This window comes from Streptomyces sp. NPDC090045 (assembly GCF_044747975.1).
Taxonomy (GTDB): Bacteria; Actinomycetota; Actinomycetes; order Streptomycetales; family Streptomycetaceae; genus Streptomyces.
Map to the genome: position 1 here is coordinate 233,249 of NZ_JBIVFA010000001.1, position 16,046 is coordinate 249,294.

The 16,046-nt window shown below is 73.9% G+C and carries 10 protein-coding genes and 1 pseudogene; 6 read left to right on the plus strand and 5 right to left on the minus strand.

The window, feature by feature from the left end; translation table 11 throughout:
* Nucleotides 1-104 precede the first annotated feature (104 nt).
* Nucleotides 105-1,607: a PucR family transcriptional regulator gene (locus ACIPYQ_RS01080; protein ID WP_401245026.1), complete on the minus strand. Its 1,503-nt coding sequence runs from the start codon at nt 1,605-1,607 to the stop codon at nt 105-107.
* Nucleotides 1,608-1,723: 116 nt separating this feature from the next.
* Here ACIPYQ_RS01080 and speB point away from each other — a divergent pair, with 116 nt between their 5' ends.
* The 3 genes from speB to ACIPYQ_RS01095 all read left to right on the plus strand — a co-directional run bounded on the left by speB (nt 1,724) and on the right by ACIPYQ_RS01095 (nt 8,452).
* Nucleotides 1,724-2,692 carry an agmatinase gene (speB, locus tag ACIPYQ_RS01085; protein WP_361757108.1) on the plus strand — a complete coding sequence of 323 codons (969 nt, stop codon included), beginning with the start codon at nt 1,724-1,726 and terminating at the stop codon, nt 2,690-2,692.
* Between the two features lie 46 nt (nt 2,693-2,738).
* On the plus strand, nt 2,739-4,421 hold the full coding sequence (locus tag ACIPYQ_RS01090; protein ID WP_401245029.1) for a thiamine pyrophosphate-binding protein: 1,683 nt from the start codon (nt 2,739-2,741) through the stop codon (nt 4,419-4,421).
* Nucleotides 4,422-4,558: 137 nt separating this feature from the next.
* The gene (locus ACIPYQ_RS01095; RefSeq protein ID WP_401245031.1) at nt 4,559-8,452 is read left to right on the plus strand and encodes an ABC transporter ATP-binding protein; all 3,894 of its coding nucleotides are present in this window, start codon (nt 4,559-4,561) and stop codon (nt 8,450-8,452) included.
* 55 nt (nt 8,453-8,507) lie between these two features.
* On the opposite strand, the gene ACIPYQ_RS01100 is transcribed toward ACIPYQ_RS01095, so the two are convergent.
* On the minus strand, nt 8,508-9,062 hold the full coding sequence (locus tag ACIPYQ_RS01100; RefSeq protein ID WP_401245033.1) for an EF-hand domain-containing protein: 555 nt from the start codon (nt 9,060-9,062) through the stop codon (nt 8,508-8,510).
* A gap of 252 nt (nt 9,063-9,314) precedes the next feature.
* Here ACIPYQ_RS01100 and ACIPYQ_RS01105 point away from each other — a divergent pair, with 252 nt between their 5' ends.
* Both ACIPYQ_RS01105 and ACIPYQ_RS01110 read left to right on the plus strand, forming a co-directional pair.
* Nucleotides 9,315-9,713 (plus strand): hypothetical protein, encoded by a 399-nt coding sequence (locus tag ACIPYQ_RS01105; protein ID WP_401245035.1) that lies wholly within the window; start codon nt 9,315-9,317, stop codon nt 9,711-9,713.
* 85 nt (nt 9,714-9,798) lie between these two features.
* Nucleotides 9,799-11,232 carry an aminopeptidase gene (locus ACIPYQ_RS01110; protein ID WP_401245037.1) on the plus strand — a complete coding sequence of 478 codons (1,434 nt, stop codon included), beginning with the start codon at nt 9,799-9,801 and terminating at the stop codon, nt 11,230-11,232.
* 49 nt (nt 11,233-11,281) lie between these two features.
* Here ACIPYQ_RS01110 and ACIPYQ_RS01115 read toward each other — a convergent pair whose 3' ends face one another.
* Both ACIPYQ_RS01115 and ACIPYQ_RS01120 read right to left on the minus strand, forming a co-directional pair.
* Nucleotides 11,282-13,090 (minus strand): glycoside hydrolase family 3 N-terminal domain-containing protein, encoded by a 1,809-nt coding sequence (locus tag ACIPYQ_RS01115; protein WP_401245039.1) that lies wholly within the window; start codon nt 13,088-13,090, stop codon nt 11,282-11,284.
* A 470-nt stretch (nt 13,091-13,560) separates the two neighbouring features.
* Nucleotides 13,561-14,457, minus strand: a complete 897-nt coding sequence (locus ACIPYQ_RS01120; RefSeq protein ID WP_401245041.1) for a LysR family transcriptional regulator — start codon at nt 14,455-14,457, stop codon at nt 13,561-13,563.
* 83 nt (nt 14,458-14,540) lie between these two features.
* Between ACIPYQ_RS01120 and ACIPYQ_RS01125 the strand changes: the two genes are divergently transcribed.
* Nucleotides 14,541-15,521: an EamA family transporter gene (locus tag ACIPYQ_RS01125; RefSeq protein ID WP_401245043.1), complete on the plus strand. Its 981-nt coding sequence runs from the start codon at nt 14,541-14,543 to the stop codon at nt 15,519-15,521.
* Here the strand turns inward: ACIPYQ_RS01125 and ACIPYQ_RS01130 are convergent.
* Nucleotides 15,427-15,939 (minus strand): annotated as a pseudogene (locus ACIPYQ_RS01130) (GNAT family N-acetyltransferase); the annotation flags it as partial. The gene ACIPYQ_RS01125 and the pseudogene ACIPYQ_RS01130 overlap by 95 nt on opposite strands.
* Nucleotides 15,940-16,046: the final 107 nt, after the last annotated feature.

Consider the following 16,046-nt stretch of genomic DNA (forward strand, 5'->3'; position numbering starts at 1 on the left):
GCACATCGTAGGGGCGGCCGCCGTTCCCGGCGGGCCCGCGGGAACCGCGCGTCGCCGCGGCCGGCCGCCCGGCCGGGGCGAAGGGGCGGGCTCCGGGGAGCCCTTCAGCCGCCCGGCCCCCGCGGCGGCTCCTCCCAGCGCAGGGCGAACCACAGCTCCATCCGGGTGTCCGGGTCGTCCAGGTCCCGCCCCAGCAGCTCCGCGCAGCGGGCCACGCGCTGGCGGACCGTGTTGCGGTGCACGCCCAGGGCGGCGGCGGTGCGGTCCCACCCGCCGTGGTGCGCCAGCCAGCCGCGCAGGGTCTCCCGCAGGACGGGGGAGACGGGGGCGAGCAGGGCCGCGGCGTGCGCGCGGGCCTCCGCCTCGCCGACCAGGCCCGAGAAGCCCGGGGCGGCGTGCCGGGCCAGGGGGGTGCGGGCCGCCTCGGCGCGTTCCAGGGCCCGCCGGGCCTGCGCGTCGGCCGCGGGCAGCGCGTCGGGTGCGGCCGGGGCGCTCACCCCGAGGCGCCAGCCGGGCCGCGCGCCCGGATCCCGCTCGGTGAGCAGGCGTACGCGATCCCCGCGCGGGTCCACCAGTACGGTGCCCAGCGCGGCCGCCAGGGCCTGCGGGTCGCCGGCCCCGCGGGCGTGCACCACGTGCCAGGGCCCGGGGGAGAGGGCCGCGGCGGGATCGCCGTCGAGGAGCAGCCGGGTCAGGGCCGCCGCCTCCGGTCCGGCCGGGCGGTGCGCGGTGAGCAGGCTCAGCAGTACGGCCGCGACCGAGGCGATGGTGTGGTCGCCGGGGGCGCGGGCCGGCGTGGCGGTGCCGAGCGCCCGTACGGGTTCGGGCCCCGGCTCGGCCGGGGGCCGCGGCGGGGCTTCCGGCCCGGGCGGGGTGCCGGGGCCCGGGAGGCCGTCGGGTGCCGGGCCTGCCGCGGGTGCCGGGCCGCCCAGGGCGTGGGCCGTGAGGTGCCAGCCGCCCGCCTGGTCGGTCGCGGTGGCGGGCCCGCCCGCCCGGCCGACGCGGGCCAGCAGCGCCCGCAGGGCCGCCGTGGCCTGCGCGGGCGGCGGGCTCCCCGCGGAGCGGTCGTCCGGCCGGAGCACGACGTGGCCGCCCAGGCTCGCCGCGAGGCGCGCCAGCACCGCCGGGACGGGGTCGGGCCGGGCGGCCGCCGCCGCGAGGGACTGCTGGGCCTCGGTGACCCGGCGCAGCTCCCGCGTACGCGCCCCCGCCATCAGCCGCCAGACCGTACGGGCCACCGCGCTGAAGGGGGTGCCGGGCGGGACCTCCAAGAGCGGCAGCCCGTGCCGTTCGCACGCCTCGGCCAGGCCGGCCGGCACCCGCTCGTGCACGGGCGCCACGCCGAAGCCGAGCGCCGCCACCCCCGCCTCGGCCAGGCGGGCCACGTAGCCGTCGGGATCCGCGCCGAGCCCGGACCCGGCCGTCAGCAGCAGCTCGCCGCCCAGCAGGTACGGGGACGGGTCCGCCATCTCGGAGGCGTGCACCCCGTGCACATCGGCCTCGGCCGGGCCCGCGAGCAGGCGCAGGCCCAGCTCCCGGTCGGGCAGCAGCGCGCCGAGGGGGACCGGCGTCGTGGGCGGGGGCGGCGTGGCGGCCGGGGCCTCCATGGATACTCCGTACAGATCAGGGGCGTCCTATGGATGGTACGTACACTTCGCGCCCGGTGGGCGCCGCCTTACGCTCGAAGGACCGCACTTGTAGGACCTCCAGAAGGGCACCCCCCATGAGCACGCAGCCGCGCGGCCCCGTCGACTCCTCCCGCATCCCGCGCTACGCGGGCCCGGCGACCTTCGCCCGGCTGCCCCGCCTCGACGAGGTCGGCGGCAAGGCGGACGTCGCCGTCGTCGGCGTGCCCTTCGACTCCGGCGTCTCCTACCGCCCCGGCGCCCGCTTCGGCGGCAACGCGATCCGCGAGGCCTCGCGCCTGCTGCGCCCGTACAACCCGGCGCAGGACGCCTCCCCCTTCGCCCTCGCGCAGGTCGCCGACGCCGGCGACATCGCCGCGAACCCCTTCAACATCAACGAGGCCGTCGAGACGATCGAGGCCGCCGCCGACGAGCTGATCGGCAACGGCTCCCGCCTGATGACCCTCGGCGGCGACCACACCATCGCCCTCCCGCTGCTCCGCTCGGTCGCGAAGAAGCACGGCCCGGTGGCCCTGCTCCACTTCGACGCGCACCTGGACACCTGGGACACGTACTTCGGCGCCGAGTACACGCACGGCACCCCGTTCCGCCGCGCCGTCGAGGAGGGCATCCTCGACACCGAGGCGCTCTCGCACGTCGGCACGCGCGGCCCGCTGTACGGCAAGCAGGACCTCGACGACGACGCCAAGATGGGCTTCGGCATCGTCACCTCGGCGGACGTCTACCGCCGCGGCGCCGACGAGGTCGCCGACCAGCTGCGCCAGCGCATCGGCGACCGCCCGCTCTACATCTCGATCGACATCGACGTGCTGGACCCGGCGCACGCCCCCGGCACCGGCACCCCCGAGGCGGGCGGCATGACCTCCCGCGAGCTGCTGGAGATCATCCGCGGCCTGTCCTCCTGCAACCTGGTTTCGGCGGACGTCGTCGAGGTGGCCCCGGCGTACGATCACGCGGAGATCACCTCGGTCGCGGCCTCGCACACCGCGTACGAGCTGACCACGATCATGAGCCGTCAGATCGCTGCCGCGAGGCAGGGCCGATAAGCACAGCGCGGCGGCGAAGGCGAACCCGAAGGGCGAGTAAGCGCACGTGACGCACGACCACGACCTGGTACTCCGTCCCACCGAGGCCCAGACGGCCGCCGCCCTGGCCCCGCCGCCGGGGCGGACGGGCGGGGACCTGGTCGTGGAGACGCTGCGCTCACTCGGCGCCACCACCGTCTTCGGGCTGCCGGGGCAGCACGCCCTCGGCCTCTTCGACGCGGTGGGGCGCTCCGACCTGCGCCTCGTCGGACTCCGTACGGAGAACAACGCGGGCTTCGCCGCCGACGCCTACGGCCGCATCACGGGCGAGGCGGTCCCCCTCCTCCTCTCCACCGGCCCGGGCGCCCTCATGGCCCTGCCCGCGCTCGCGGAGGCGGCCGCGGCCTCCGCCCCGGTGCTCGCCATCTCCTCGCAGGTCCCCGTCGCCGGTCTGGGCGGGGGCCGGCGCGGTCACCTGCACGAGCTGCGCGACCAGTCGGCGTCCTTCCGGGACGTGGTGAAGTCGGTCCACGTCGCCCGCACCCCGTCCCAGATCCCCTCCGTCGTCGCGGAGGCCTGGGAGTCGGCGCTGACGGCTCCGCACGGTCCGGTCTGGGTGGAGATCCCGGAGGACGTGCTGCGTGCAGAGACGTTCATTCCGCAGGTCACGGGCACGGACGCGACCCCGCACGAGCTCGCCCCCCGCCCGGAACTCACCGCCGTGGCCGCGCACTGGCTCTCCTCGGCCGAGCGTCCGGTGATCATCGCGGGCGGCGGAGTCGTCCGCTCCGACGCCGCGGGCAAGCTCAAGCAGCTGGCGGAACGCCTGGACGCCCCGGTGGTCACCACCTTCGGCGGCAAGGGCGCCTTCCCGTGGACCCACCCGCTCTCCCTCCAGTCCTGGCTGGAGGACCGGCACATGACGGACTTCCTGGAAGACGCCGACGTCCTGCTGGTCGTCGGCTCGGGCCTCGGGGAACTCTCCTCGAACTACCACACGCTCTTCCCCACGGGCCGGGTCGTCCAGATCGACGCGGACCTCGGCAAGCTGGAGTCCAACCACCCGGCCCTCGGCATCCACGCGGACGCCCGCCTGGCCCTCCAGGCCCTGCTGGAGACGGTCGCCGTGCGCGAGGACCCCGACGCCCCGGAGCGCGTCCGCCTGGTCCTCGACGACATCGAGGCCCGCCTCGCCACCCAGGACGTCGCCCTGGAGCGCTCGCTCCTGACCTCGATCCGCTCCGCCCTGCCCGCGCGGTCCCCCTCGTTCTGGGACATGACGATCCTGTCCTACTGGGCCTGGTCCGCCTTCGACGCGAAGCACCCCAACACCATGCACTCGGCCCAGGGCGCGGGCGGCCTCGGCTACGCCTTCCCGGCCGCCCTGGGCGCCTGCGTCGCGGAACCGGGCACGCCCGTCCTGGCGGTCTCCGGCGACGGCGGCGCGATGTACTCGATCGCGGACCTGGCCACGGCCCGCCAGCACGACCTCGACGTCACCTGGCTGATCGTGGACGACGGCGGCTACGGCATCCTGCGCGAGTACATGACCGAGTCCTTCGGCAGCGCCACCGGCACGGAACTCACCCGCCCCGACTTCGCCGCCCTGGCGGCGTCCTTCGACGTCCCGGCGACCACGACCACCCCGGAGTCCCTGACCGCCGACCTCAAGAAGGCCCTCGCCACCCCGGGCCCCTCGGTCGTCGTCCTCCCGGCCCTCCTCAAGATGTTCGCCCCGACGCACCTCTGACCCGACCCACCGCTGCCCCGCCCCACCCCTGACCCGACCCACCTCTGACCCGCCCGACTCGCGCCCCGGCCCCCGTCCGGCCGCTCCCCGCGTGCGCCGGAGCCTCCCTGCGTACACGTTCGAATTGTTGCGGCGGGATGAAATCCGCCGGTCGGGACGTTGCCGCTTCCGGCAGGACAGGACTAACGGGGAGGCACCACGTGACGGCGGCTGGGGAGAAACAGGGCTGGGGCAAGCGGCTTGCGGCCTACACCTGGCGTTACAGGCTCAACGTGCTGCTCGCACTCGGCTCCTCGCTGGCCGGCATGGCCGTCATGGCGCTCGTACCGCTGGTCACCAGGGTGATCATCGACGACGTCATCGGGGACCAGAGCAAGTCCATGGGGCCCTGGGCCGGGCTGCTCATAGCCGCCGCCCTGCTCGTCTACGTGCTCACCTACATCCGCCGGTACTACGGCGGGCGGCTCGCCCTCGACGTGCAGCACGACCTGCGCACCGACATGTACGAGACCATCGCCCGCCTCGACGGCCGCCGCCAGGACGAGCTGTCCACCGGGCAGGTCGTCGGGCGGGCCACCACCGACCTCCAGCTGATCCAGGGCCTGCTCTTCATGCTGCCCATGACCATCGGGAACTTCCTGCTCTTCGGGATATCCCTCGGGGTCATGCTGTGGCTCTCCCCGCTGCTGACCGTCGTCGCGCTGCTGATGGCCCCCGCCCTCTGGTTCATCGCCAAGCGCAGCCGCAAGAAGCTGTTCCCCGCCACATGGTGGGCCCAGGGCCAGGCCGCCGCCGTCGCCACCGTCGTCGACGGGGCCGTCACCGGCGTCCGCGTCGTCAAGGGCTTCGGCCAGGAGGAGCAGGAGACCGGCAAGCTGCGCGAGGCGAGCCGCCGGCTGTTCGCCGGCCGGATGCGGACCATCCGCCTCAACTCCCGCTACACCCCCGCGCTCCAGGCCGTACCCGCCCTCGCCCAGGTCGCCATGCTGGCCCTCGGTGGCTGGATGGCCACCAAGGGGCAGGTCACCCTCGGCACCTTCGTCGCCTTCTCCACCTACCTGGCCCAGCTCGTCGGCCCGGTCCGCATGCTCGCCATGGTCCTCACCGTCGGCCAGCAGGCCCGCGCCGGCGTCGAGCGGGTCTTCGAGCTCATCGACACCGAGCCCGCCATCCAGGAGGGCACCCACGAGCTGCCCGCCGACGCGCCCGCCACCGTCGAGTTCGACGACGTCCGCTTCGGCTACGACTCCGAGCGGCCCGTCCTCGACGGGTTCTCGCTCTCCGTCGCGGAGGGCGAGACCGTCGCCGTCGTCGGGGCCTCGGGCAGCGGGAAGTCCACCGTCTCGCTGCTGCTGCCGCGCTTCTACGACACCGACGGCGGCGCGGTCCGCGTCGGCGGCCACGACGTCCGCGAGCTGACCTACGGCTCCCTGCGCGCCGCGATCGGGCTCGTCCCGGAGGATTCCTTCCTCTTCTCCGACACCATCCGCTCCAACATCGCCTACGGGCACCCCGGCGCCACCGACGCCCAGATCGAGGCCGCCGCCCGCGCCGCCCAGGCCGAGGACTTCATCCGGGCGCTGCCCGCCGGGTACGACACCACGGTCGGCGAGCAGGGGCTCACCCTCTCCGGCGGCCAGCGCCAGCGCATCGCCCTCGCCCGGGCCATCCTCACCGACCCCCGGCTGCTCCTCCTCGACGACGCCACCTCCGCCGTCGACGCCCGGGTCGAGCACGAGATCCACGAGGCCCTGCGCTCCGTCATGGCCGGCCGGACCACCCTGCTGATCGCCCACCGCCGCTCCACGCTCGCGCTGGCCGACCGGATCGCCGTACTCGACCGCGGGCGGCTCGCCGACATCGGGACGCACGAGGAGCTGGAGAGCCGGTCGGCGCTCTACCGCCGGCTGCTCACCGACCCCGACGCGCTCGGTGCCGGCTCGCCGCGGACCCCGGACGCGCCCCTGATGACCGAGTTCGAGCGGGAACTCGACCGCAAGCTCGAACGGGACATCGAGCTCGAAGCCGAGATCGACTCCGAGCCGGTCAACGCCAAGCGCCGGGTCGCGGCCGGCATCACCCCCGAGCTCTGGCGGCGCCGCGACGGGCAGACCGGCCAGACCCCCGCCGCCGCGGGCGCCGCGCCGGGAGCCGGGCACTCCATGGCCGGGGCCGTCGCCGGCATGCCGGCTACGCCCGAACTGCTGGCGCAGGTGGCCGCGCTGCCGCCCGCCACCGACGAACCCGAGGTGGACGAGACCCGCGCCGTCGCCGCCGAGGAGAGCTACGGCCTGCGCCGCCTGCTCCGCGGCTTCTGGGCGCCCCTCGCCATCAGCCTCGGCCTCGTCGCCGTGGACGCCGGCGCCGGACTGCTGCTGCCCATCCTGATCCGGCACGGCATCGACCAGGGCGTGGAGCAGGCCGTCCTCGGCGCCGTCTGGGTGGCCGCCGGGCTCGCCCTCGCCGTCGTCGTCGCGCAGTGGGCCGCGCAGTTCGCCGAGACCCGCATGACGGGCCGTACCGGCGAACGCGTCCTGTACGCCCTCCGCGTCAAGATCTTCGCCCAGCTCCAGCGCCTCGGCCTCGACTACTACGAGCGCGAGCTGACCGGCAAGATCATGACCCGGATGACCACCGACGTGGACTCGCTCAGCTCGTTCCTGCAGACCGGGCTCGTCACCGCCGTCGTCTCCGTCTTCACCTTCTTCGGCATCCTGGTCGCCCTGCTCGTCCTCGACGTCGAGCTCGCGCTGATCGTCTTCGCGACCCTCCCCGTCCTCGTCGTCGGCACCATCGTGTTCCGCCGCAAGTCCGTCGCCGCCTACGAGCTCGCCCGCGACCGGGTCAGCCTGGTCAACGCCGACCTCCAGGAGTCCGTCTCGGGCCTGCGCATCGTCCAGGCCTTCCGCCGCGAGGGCTCCGGCGCCACCCGCTTCGCCGAGCGCAGCGACTCGTACCGCGAGGCCCGGGTCCGCGGCCAGTGGCTGATATCCGTCTACTTCCCCTTCGTCCAGCTGCTGTCCTCGGGCGCCGCGGCCGCCGTGCTGATCGTCGGCGCGGGCCGGGTGGAGGCCGGGACGCTCACCACCGGCGCGCTCGTCGCGTACCTGCTCTACATCGACCTCTTCTTCGCGCCCGTCCAGCAGCTCTCCCAGGTCTTCGACGGCTACCAGCAGGCCACCGTCTCCCTGGGCCGCATCCAGGGGCTGCTGCGCGAGCCCACCACCACCCCGCTCCCCGAAGAGCCCCGGCGGGTGCCGGACCTGCGCGGGGAGATCGCCTTCGAGGACGTCCGCTTCCAGTACGGGACGGCGGAGGAGCGCGGCGAGAAGGGGGAGGCGCTGGCCGGCATCAGCCTGCGGATACCCGCCGGGCAGACCGTCGCCTTCGTCGGCGAGACCGGAGCCGGCAAGTCCACGCTGGTCAAGATGGTGGCCCGGTTCTACGATCCGACCTCCGGCCGGATCACCGCCGACGGCGCCGATCTGCGGGAGCTCGACCTGACGGCGTACCGGCACCGCCTGGGCGTCGTCCCCCAGGAGTCCTACCTCTTCCCGGGGACCGTCCGCGACGCCATCGCCTACGGGCGGCCCGAGGCCAGCGACGCCGAGGTGGAGGCCGCCGCCCGCGCGGTCGGCGCCCACGACATGGTCGCCACCCTCGACGGCGGCTACCTGCACACCGTCGCCGAGCGCGGCCGCAACCTCTCCGCCGGCCAGCGCCAGCTGATAGCGCTGGCCCGGGCCGAACTCGTCGACCCGGACGTGCTGCTGCTCGACGAGGCCACCGCCGCCCTGGACCTGGCCACCGAGGCCCAGGTCAACCAGGCCACCGACCGGCTCGCCGGCAAGCGCACCACCCTGGTGGTGGCGCACCGGCTGACCACCGCCGCGCGCGCCGACCGGGTCGTGGTCATGGACCGCGGCCAGGTCGTGGAGGACGGCACCCACACCGAACTCCTGGCGCGCCGCGGCCGGTACGCCAAGCTGTGGCGCACCTTCGTCGGGGAGGACGAGCGCGCCGCGGCCTGAGCGGGCCTGGCCCCCGGGGACGCTCCGGGGACGCGTCCGCGGACGCCCCCGGGGATCAGAACTCGCCGAACAGCAGGTTCCCCGGGGCGTCCGCGTCGGTGCCGGTGTAGTACTCGCGTACCGCGTGGAGGAGTTCGTCCACCGTCAGGGTGCCGTCCCCGTCCGCGTCGATCCGCTCGAACAGCGCCTCGGTGTGGGCGGGGCTCAGCTCCGTGCCGAAGGCCGCCTGCGCCTTGTGGAACTCCTGCGGGCCGATGCGCCCGTCGTCGTCGGTGTCGACGATCGTGAGGATCGCCCGCATCATCGGCCGGAACGAGCGGTCGTACGCCGGCCCGCCCTGCGCGTACAGCCGCGTCATGCCGAGCTTGTACTCCTCGGGCGTGACCTTGCCGTCCCGGTCGATGTCCAGCTCCGTGAACAGGTCCTGCCAGAAGTCGGCCAGACCGCCCATCACCAGATCGGCCTTGGGCGAGGTGTCGGGCTCGTCGAGGGCCGACAGCAGCCGGGATCCGAGCGCGAAGATGTCGGCGGCGTCGATCACCCCGCTCTTGTCGGCGTCCAGGTGCGTGAAGGCGCGCGCCAGCTTGCGGTCGAGCAGGTCGTCGGTCATGTCAGTGCCTTTCACGGCTACGGCGAGCGGGGTGGTGGTGACCTAGCGTAATCTCCCGGTCGATCGTGAACTCCTGTTCTCCCTCTGGGGAGTTGCGGATGCACTCGTACGAGGGATGGGCGGCCGGCGCGGCCCGGCGCGCCGTGGTGCGGTGTGACCGGCCGGGTGCTTGTCTGCTGCAACCTTCGGCGGGGTTCGGGCGTCGTACGTGCGTACGCGTGCCGTGCGTACGACCGATCGGGGGACAGCTTGTTGCAGGGGTGGAGGAGACGGGCCCGCAGGGTCGCGTCCCTGGGGGTCTTCGCGACGGTGCTGTGGCTCTGCGTCGGCGGACTGTTCACGGCGCCGCCCGCACAGGCGGCGGCCGACGGCTGCGGGGGCCGGCTGGCCAGGACGGTGTCCTTCGACACGGGTGAGGTGCGCGTCTACAAGAGCCGCAACCAGGCCTGCGCGGTGACCGTGGCCCGCGTTCCCGGCGGGCGGCGGCAGATGACGGTGAGCATCCAGCCGCGCGGCGGGGCACCCGTCCGGGACGCCGGGCGATTCACCCGCCACGCCGGGCCCGTCACCGTCGCTGCGATCACTCGCTGCGTGTACGTCAGGGGCAGCGTGGGTGCCGGATCGGCCAGCTCCGGCTGGATCCTGTGCTGAGGTCACGGCCCAACTAGGTCTGTTCAGCGGTGCATTGCCCCGGCTAGGTTCACGGGCGACCGAAGTGAACTCAAGGGGAGGGTGAATGCGCAAGACGCTCGGATGGCTGCTGTCGCTCGTGGTGCTGATCGGCACCGTGGGCGCGGCCGGCTCCACGGCGCAAGCGGCCACAGCCGCGGAACCGTCGGCCGCCACGGACATCAAGGACCAGATCCTCGGCATTCCCGGGATGAGCCTGATCGAGGAGAAGCCGTACCCCGGCTACCGCTTCTTCGTACTGAACTACGAGCAGCCGGTGGACCACCGGCAGCCGTCGAAGGGCACCTTCAAACAGCGCCTGACCCTTCTGCACAAGGACGTCTCGCGGCCGTCGGTGTTCTTCACCTCCGGCTACAACGTCAACACCAGCCCGCGCCGCAGCGAGCCGACGACCATCATCGACGGCAACCAGGTGTCCCTGGAGTATCGATTCTTCACGCCCTCCCGGCCCGACCCGGCCAACTGGGCGAACCTGGACATCTGGCAGGCCGCCAGCGACCAGCACCGCGTCTTCACCGCCCTGAAGAAGATCTACAAGAAGAACTGGCTGGCCACGGGCGGCAGCAAGGGCGGTATGACGGCGACCTACTACGAGCGCTTCTACCCGCGCGACATGGACGGCATCGTCGCGTACGTCGCGCCGAACGACGTCGTCAACAAGGAGGACTCGGCCTACGACCGGTTCTTCGCGAAGGTCGGCACCAAGGAGTGCCGCGACAAGCTGAACGCGGTGCAGCGCGAGGCGCTCGTGCGCCGCGAGCCGCTGGAGGCCAAGTACGCGGTGGCCGCGGCCGAGAACGGCTGGACCTTCACCACCGTCGGCAACCTGGACAAGGCCTACGAGGCCGTCGTCCTCGACTACGTGTGGGCCTTCTGGCAGTACAGCCTGCTCGCGGACTGCGCCTCCATCCCGGCCGCCGCCACCGCCAGCGACCAGGAGATCTGGGACACGATCGACGCGATCTCCGGCTTCTCGGCCTACGCCGACCAGGGCCTGGAGACGTACACGCCGTACTACTACCAGGCGGGTACGCAGCTCGGCTCCCCGGACATCAAGCAGCCGCACCTGGGCAACCTGAGCCGCTACGGCTACCAGCCGCCGCGCAACTTCGTGCCCCGGGACATCCCCATGACCTTCCAGCAGGGGGCCATGGCGGACGTGGACAAGTGGGTGCGCAACAACGCCGACCAGATGCTCTTCGTGTACGGCCAGAACGACCCGTGGGGCGCCGAGCCGTTCCGCCTCGGGTACGGCGTGCGCGACAGCTACGTCATGATCGCGCCGGGTGCCAACCACGGGGCCAACGTCGCGAAGCTCCAGGACGGCGAGAGGACCCTCGCGACCGCGAAGATCCTGCAGTGGGCCGGGGTGGCTCCGGCCGCCACCATCGCCGACGAGTCGAAGGCGGCGCCGCTGGCGGCCGCCGACGCGCAGCTCGACCGGCAGGACCTGGAGCGCGAGCCGCAGCTGCGGCCGTGACCGGGCCGGGACCCCAGGGTCCCGACCGTGGGCCACGGGCTGACGCGAACTAGCGCGTCAGTCCGTGGCCCAGCGGGTAGCGGCCCGGCACCGGGACCGGGAGGCGGCCGGCGGGCCGGACCGCCCCGGTGAGCACCCGGGCCGCCGCCCGCATCTCCACGTCCGTCCAGGAGTACGTGGCCAGCTCCGCCGCACAGGCCGGCAGCCGGGCCGGGTCGTACGGATTGCGGACCGCCAGCAGGATCACCGGGACGCCGGACGCGATCAGGTCCGTCACCAGCCGGCGTTGTGGATTGTCCTCTTCCGGGACGTTGTACGTGCACACCAGCACCGCCGCGTGACCGGCCGCGGCGGCCACCGCACGGGCCGGCGGCACGGCCGTGGCCCGGCAGCCCAGGGCGGTCAGCTCCCGCGCCAGAACGGCCGTGGGGGGACCCGTGGTACCCGTGGGGGAGGCCGGGTCCGTACCCGTGACCAGCAGCCGGGGTCCGGACGCCGCATCGATCGGCACCAGCCCGCGGGGATTGGCCAGCAGGGTCGTCGTGCCCGCCGCGATCTCGTCCGCGGCGTCCCGGTGCCTGCGGATGCCGACGGTGGCGTCCACCGCCTTGGCCGTCGTGTAGGCCTCGTCGAACAGCCCCCGGCGGGACTTCAGTTCCAGGATCCGCAGCACCGACTCGTCGATCCGGGCCTCCGTCAGCTCGCCCGCCCCGACGGCCGCCAGCACACTGCGGTACGCGAGCCCCAGGTCCGGCGGGTTCAGCAGCTGGTCGCAGCCCGCCAGCAGGGCCAGTACGGGCACCCGGTCGTCCCCGTACTTCTGGCGGACCCCGGCCATGTCGAGGGCGTCGGTGACCACCACCCCCTGGAAGCCCAGGCGTTCGCGCAGGATGCCGGTGACGATCGGCCGGGAGAGGGTCGCCGGGTCCCCCGAGGGGTCGAGCGCGGGGAAGACGATGTGCGCCGTCATGACCGCGTCCACGCCCGCCTTCACCGCGGCCCGGAACGGCGGCTCGTCCAGCTCCTCCCAGACGGCGCGGGTGTGCCGCATCACCGGCAGGCCGACGTGGCTGTCGGTCTCGGTGTCCCCGTGGCCCGGGAAGTGCTTCGCGGTGGCGGCCACCCCGGCGCCCTGGTAACCGCGCACCTGGGCGGCCACCAGGGCCGCCACGGCCTGCGGGTCGGAGCCGAAGGACCGTACGCCGATCACCGGATTGGCCGGGTTGACGTTGACGTCGGCCACCGGCGCGTAGTCCTGGCGGATGCCCAGGGCGGCCAGCTCGGCGCCCGCGACGCGCGCGGCCCGCAGGGCGTCGGCGGTGGATCCGCCCGCGCCGAGCGCCATCGCCCCCGGGAGCAGTGTCGCGGGGGCGCCGATCCGGGCGACGGCGCCGTGCTCCTGGTCGGTGGAGAGCAGGAGCGGGATCCGGGCGCCGGAGGTGAGCGCGGCCTGCTGGAGGCCGACCGAGAGTGCGGCGACCTGGTGCGGGGAGCGGGTGTTGTGGGCCCAGGAGAAGTAGACGATCCCGCCGAGGTGGTAGCGGGAGACCAGCTCGGCGGCGGTGCGCACCCCGAACAGCGTCCGGTTCTGCTCGGCGTCCGCCGGGTCGGGATCGGTCGCCGAGTGGCCGAACGCCCGCGAGACGAAGAGCTGCCCGACCTTCTCTTCGAGGCTCATCCGGTCCATGAAGCGGGCCAGGCTGGCCCGGTCGGGGCGGTGGCCCGGCGGGCCCTCGGGGGAGCGCGGGTCGTCGGGGGTGTCGCTCGTGCCGAGCGCGGCGGAGGCGGCCCCCGCGGCGGTGACGGCGACCATGGCGGCTGCGGTGAGCAGGGTCCGGCGGGAGGCGTGGGGCGGCACGGGCCGGACCCTACCGGTTGCCCTCCGGGCGGGGTGGCTGTGTGGGGGTGTGTTGGGCAAGTACGACCGGTTGCCGCCGGTGCCGGTGCCGGTGCCGCCGGTGTCGCTGCCCGTGCCGGGGGCCGTGGGAGGGGTGGGGCCGGGTGTGCCGGTGGCCTGGCCGGCCGGGCCGGTTGGCTTCGGCGGTGCGGCTTGGGCCGGGTGTGTTCCGGTGCGTCTCCTCGGGCGTCGAACGTGTCGGGGGGTCGGAGGGCCGGGGCACCTTGTGTTCGACGCCCTGCGGGGAGCGCCCCTGCACACACCCGTCCCCGCACCATCCAGCCCTGCCGCACCAAATCCAGCCTCGCCGGCGTTTGAGGCGCGGGGTTCGGGGCGGAGCCCCGGTCTTTGAGCCGCACCAACCCTCCCCGCCGGAGCCGCCCTGGGGTCGGAGGGCCGAGCTGCGTTGCGTTCGGCGCCCTGCCCGGTGCCTACGCCGGCCAGTGGGACTGGAGGGTCTTCACGGCCTCGGTGATGGCGGGGCGGCGGGCGGCGCCGGTGCGCCACAGGGCGTACAGGCGGCGTACGGGGCCCGGTTCCAGGGGGACCGCGACCGCGCCCGGCGGCAGCTGTCCGGTGCCGAGGCGGGGTACGACGGCCACTCCGAGGCCGGCCGCGACGAGGGCGACGATGGTGTGGTTCTCCTCGGCCACGTGCGCGATGTCGGGTTCGAAGCCGGCCGTGCGCAGGGTCCGTACCAGCCAGTCGTGGCAGACGCGGCCGGGCGGCTGGCAGACCCAGCGCTCGCCGCCGAGGTCGCTGCGCTGGATGGTCCTGCGCGTGGTGAAGGGGTGGCCGGCCGGGACGACCAGGTCGCAGAGGTCGTCGCCGATCACCGCCTGCTCGATCCCCTCGGGCGCGGGCAGCGGGGCGATGTCCCAGTCGTGGGCCACCGCCAGATCGGTGACCCCTCGCGCCACCAGGTCGACGGACAGGTGCGGGTCCACCTCCGTGAGGCGCACTTCGAGGGCGGGGTGGCGGCAGGCCAGATCGGCCAGTACGCCCGGCATCAGCCCGCGCGCCGCCGAGGCGAACGCGGCCACCGTCAGCAGCCCGCTCGGCTGCCCGCGCCGCTCCTCCAGGGTGGTTTCGGCACGTTCCACGATCGCCAGCAACTGCTGGGCGGTGTCGGCCAGATGGCGGGCCTCCTCGGTGAGCGCGACCCCGCGCCCGCGCCGCTCCAGGAGGGTGGTGCGGGTCTCCCGTTCCAGCTTGGAGATCTGCTGCGAGACCGCGGAGGGGGTGTAGCCGAGGGCGGCCGCCGCGCCCGCGACCGAGCCGTGGACGGAGACGGCGTGCAGGGCGCGCAGCCGGGCGAGGTCGAGCATGTCTCTATCGTAAGCAATGCTTCATCGAGTGCGGAAGGGATTCGCGCTGGTGCTACATGGTCGGGCGCGGCGATGGTGGGGTCATGCGTCCCGTACACACCGCTCTCGCCGTGCTCGTCGCCGCTGTCTGGGGGGTCAATTTCGTCGTCATCGAGATCGGGCTCGGGCATTTTCCGCCGTTGTTGCTGTCCGCCTTGAGGTTCCTGGTCGCCGCTCTGCCCGCCGTGTTCTTCGTCGGGCCGCCCAAGGTCGCCTGGAAGTGGATCATCGGGGTCGGGCTGGCCCTCGGCATCGCGAAGTTCGGGCTGCTCTTCACCGGCATGGCGGCCGGGATGCCCGCCGGGCTGTCCTCGCTGGTGCTGCAGGTCCAGGCCGTCTTCACCGCCGTCCTGGCGGCGGTGGTCCTGCGCGAACGGCCCGGCCGGGTACGGGTGTTCGGCATGGGCGTCGCGCTCGCCGGGATCGCGGTGGCCGCCGTGGACGGGGGCGCCGGCGGGCCCGTGCTCGGCTTCGCGCTGGTCGTCGCGGCCGCCGCCTGCTGGGGCGTGTCCAACGTGCTGACCCGCAAGGCCTCGCCGCCCGACGCCCTGAACTTCATGGTGTGGGTGTGCACGGTGCCGGTGCTGCCGCTGTTCGCGCTGTCGCTGGTGTTCGAGGGGCCCGGGCGGGACCTGGCCGCGCTGCGGGGGCTGGACTGGTCCGGGGTGGGCGTCATCGGGTACGTCGCGTGGGTGTCCACCGTGTTCGGGTTCGGGGCCTGGGGCTATCTGCTGCGCCGGTACCCGGCCTCGTCGGTGGCGCCGTTCTCGCTGTTGGTGCCCGTGTTCGGGATGTCCTCGGCGGCCCTGGTGCTGGGGGAGGCCGTCTCGGGACTGCGCTGGCTGGCGGCCGTGCTCCTGGTCGGCGGGGTCGCGCTCACCTCGCTCGCCCCCGCGCGCGCTGCGAACCGTACGGGGGTCGGTTCGGGCGTCAGCGCGGGGAGCCCTCCTGCAAGGGCAGTCGCCAGTCCTGCCCCGTCAGGCTCACTCCGTACGAGCGGTGCGGCCGCTCCGCGATCAGGGTGAAGCCGGCCTTCAGGTAGAGCGCGCGGGCGTCGGTGAGCACGTCGTTGGTCCACAGCACCAGCTCGCGGTAGCCGACGGAGCGGGCGAACGCGACGACGGTGTCGACCAGCAGGGTGCCGATGCCGCGGCCGCGTCCCTCCTGGTCGACCAGGAGCAGGCGGAGCCGGGCGGTGCCGGGTGCGCCGTCCTCGCGTACGCACATCACCGAGCCGACCGGGCGGCCGTCCAGCTCCGCGATCCACACCCGTTCCAGGTAGGGGTCGTGGTCCTGGGCGAAGTCGGCGACGATCCGGGCGACCAGGCCCTCGAAGTCGCTGTTCCAGCCGTACTCGGCGGCGTACAGCGCGCCGTGGCGCTGCACGATCCATCCCAGGTCGCCCGGTTCCGGGTCCCGCAGCCGCACAGTCTCAGCCATGGGCCAACTCTAGGCCGCCCGGATGGCCTTCTGCTGGAGGTCGCCGGTCATCGCGCCGATTCACTCATGTCGGAAACACTGCTTGTGCGGTGATTTGACGGCACCTTGAG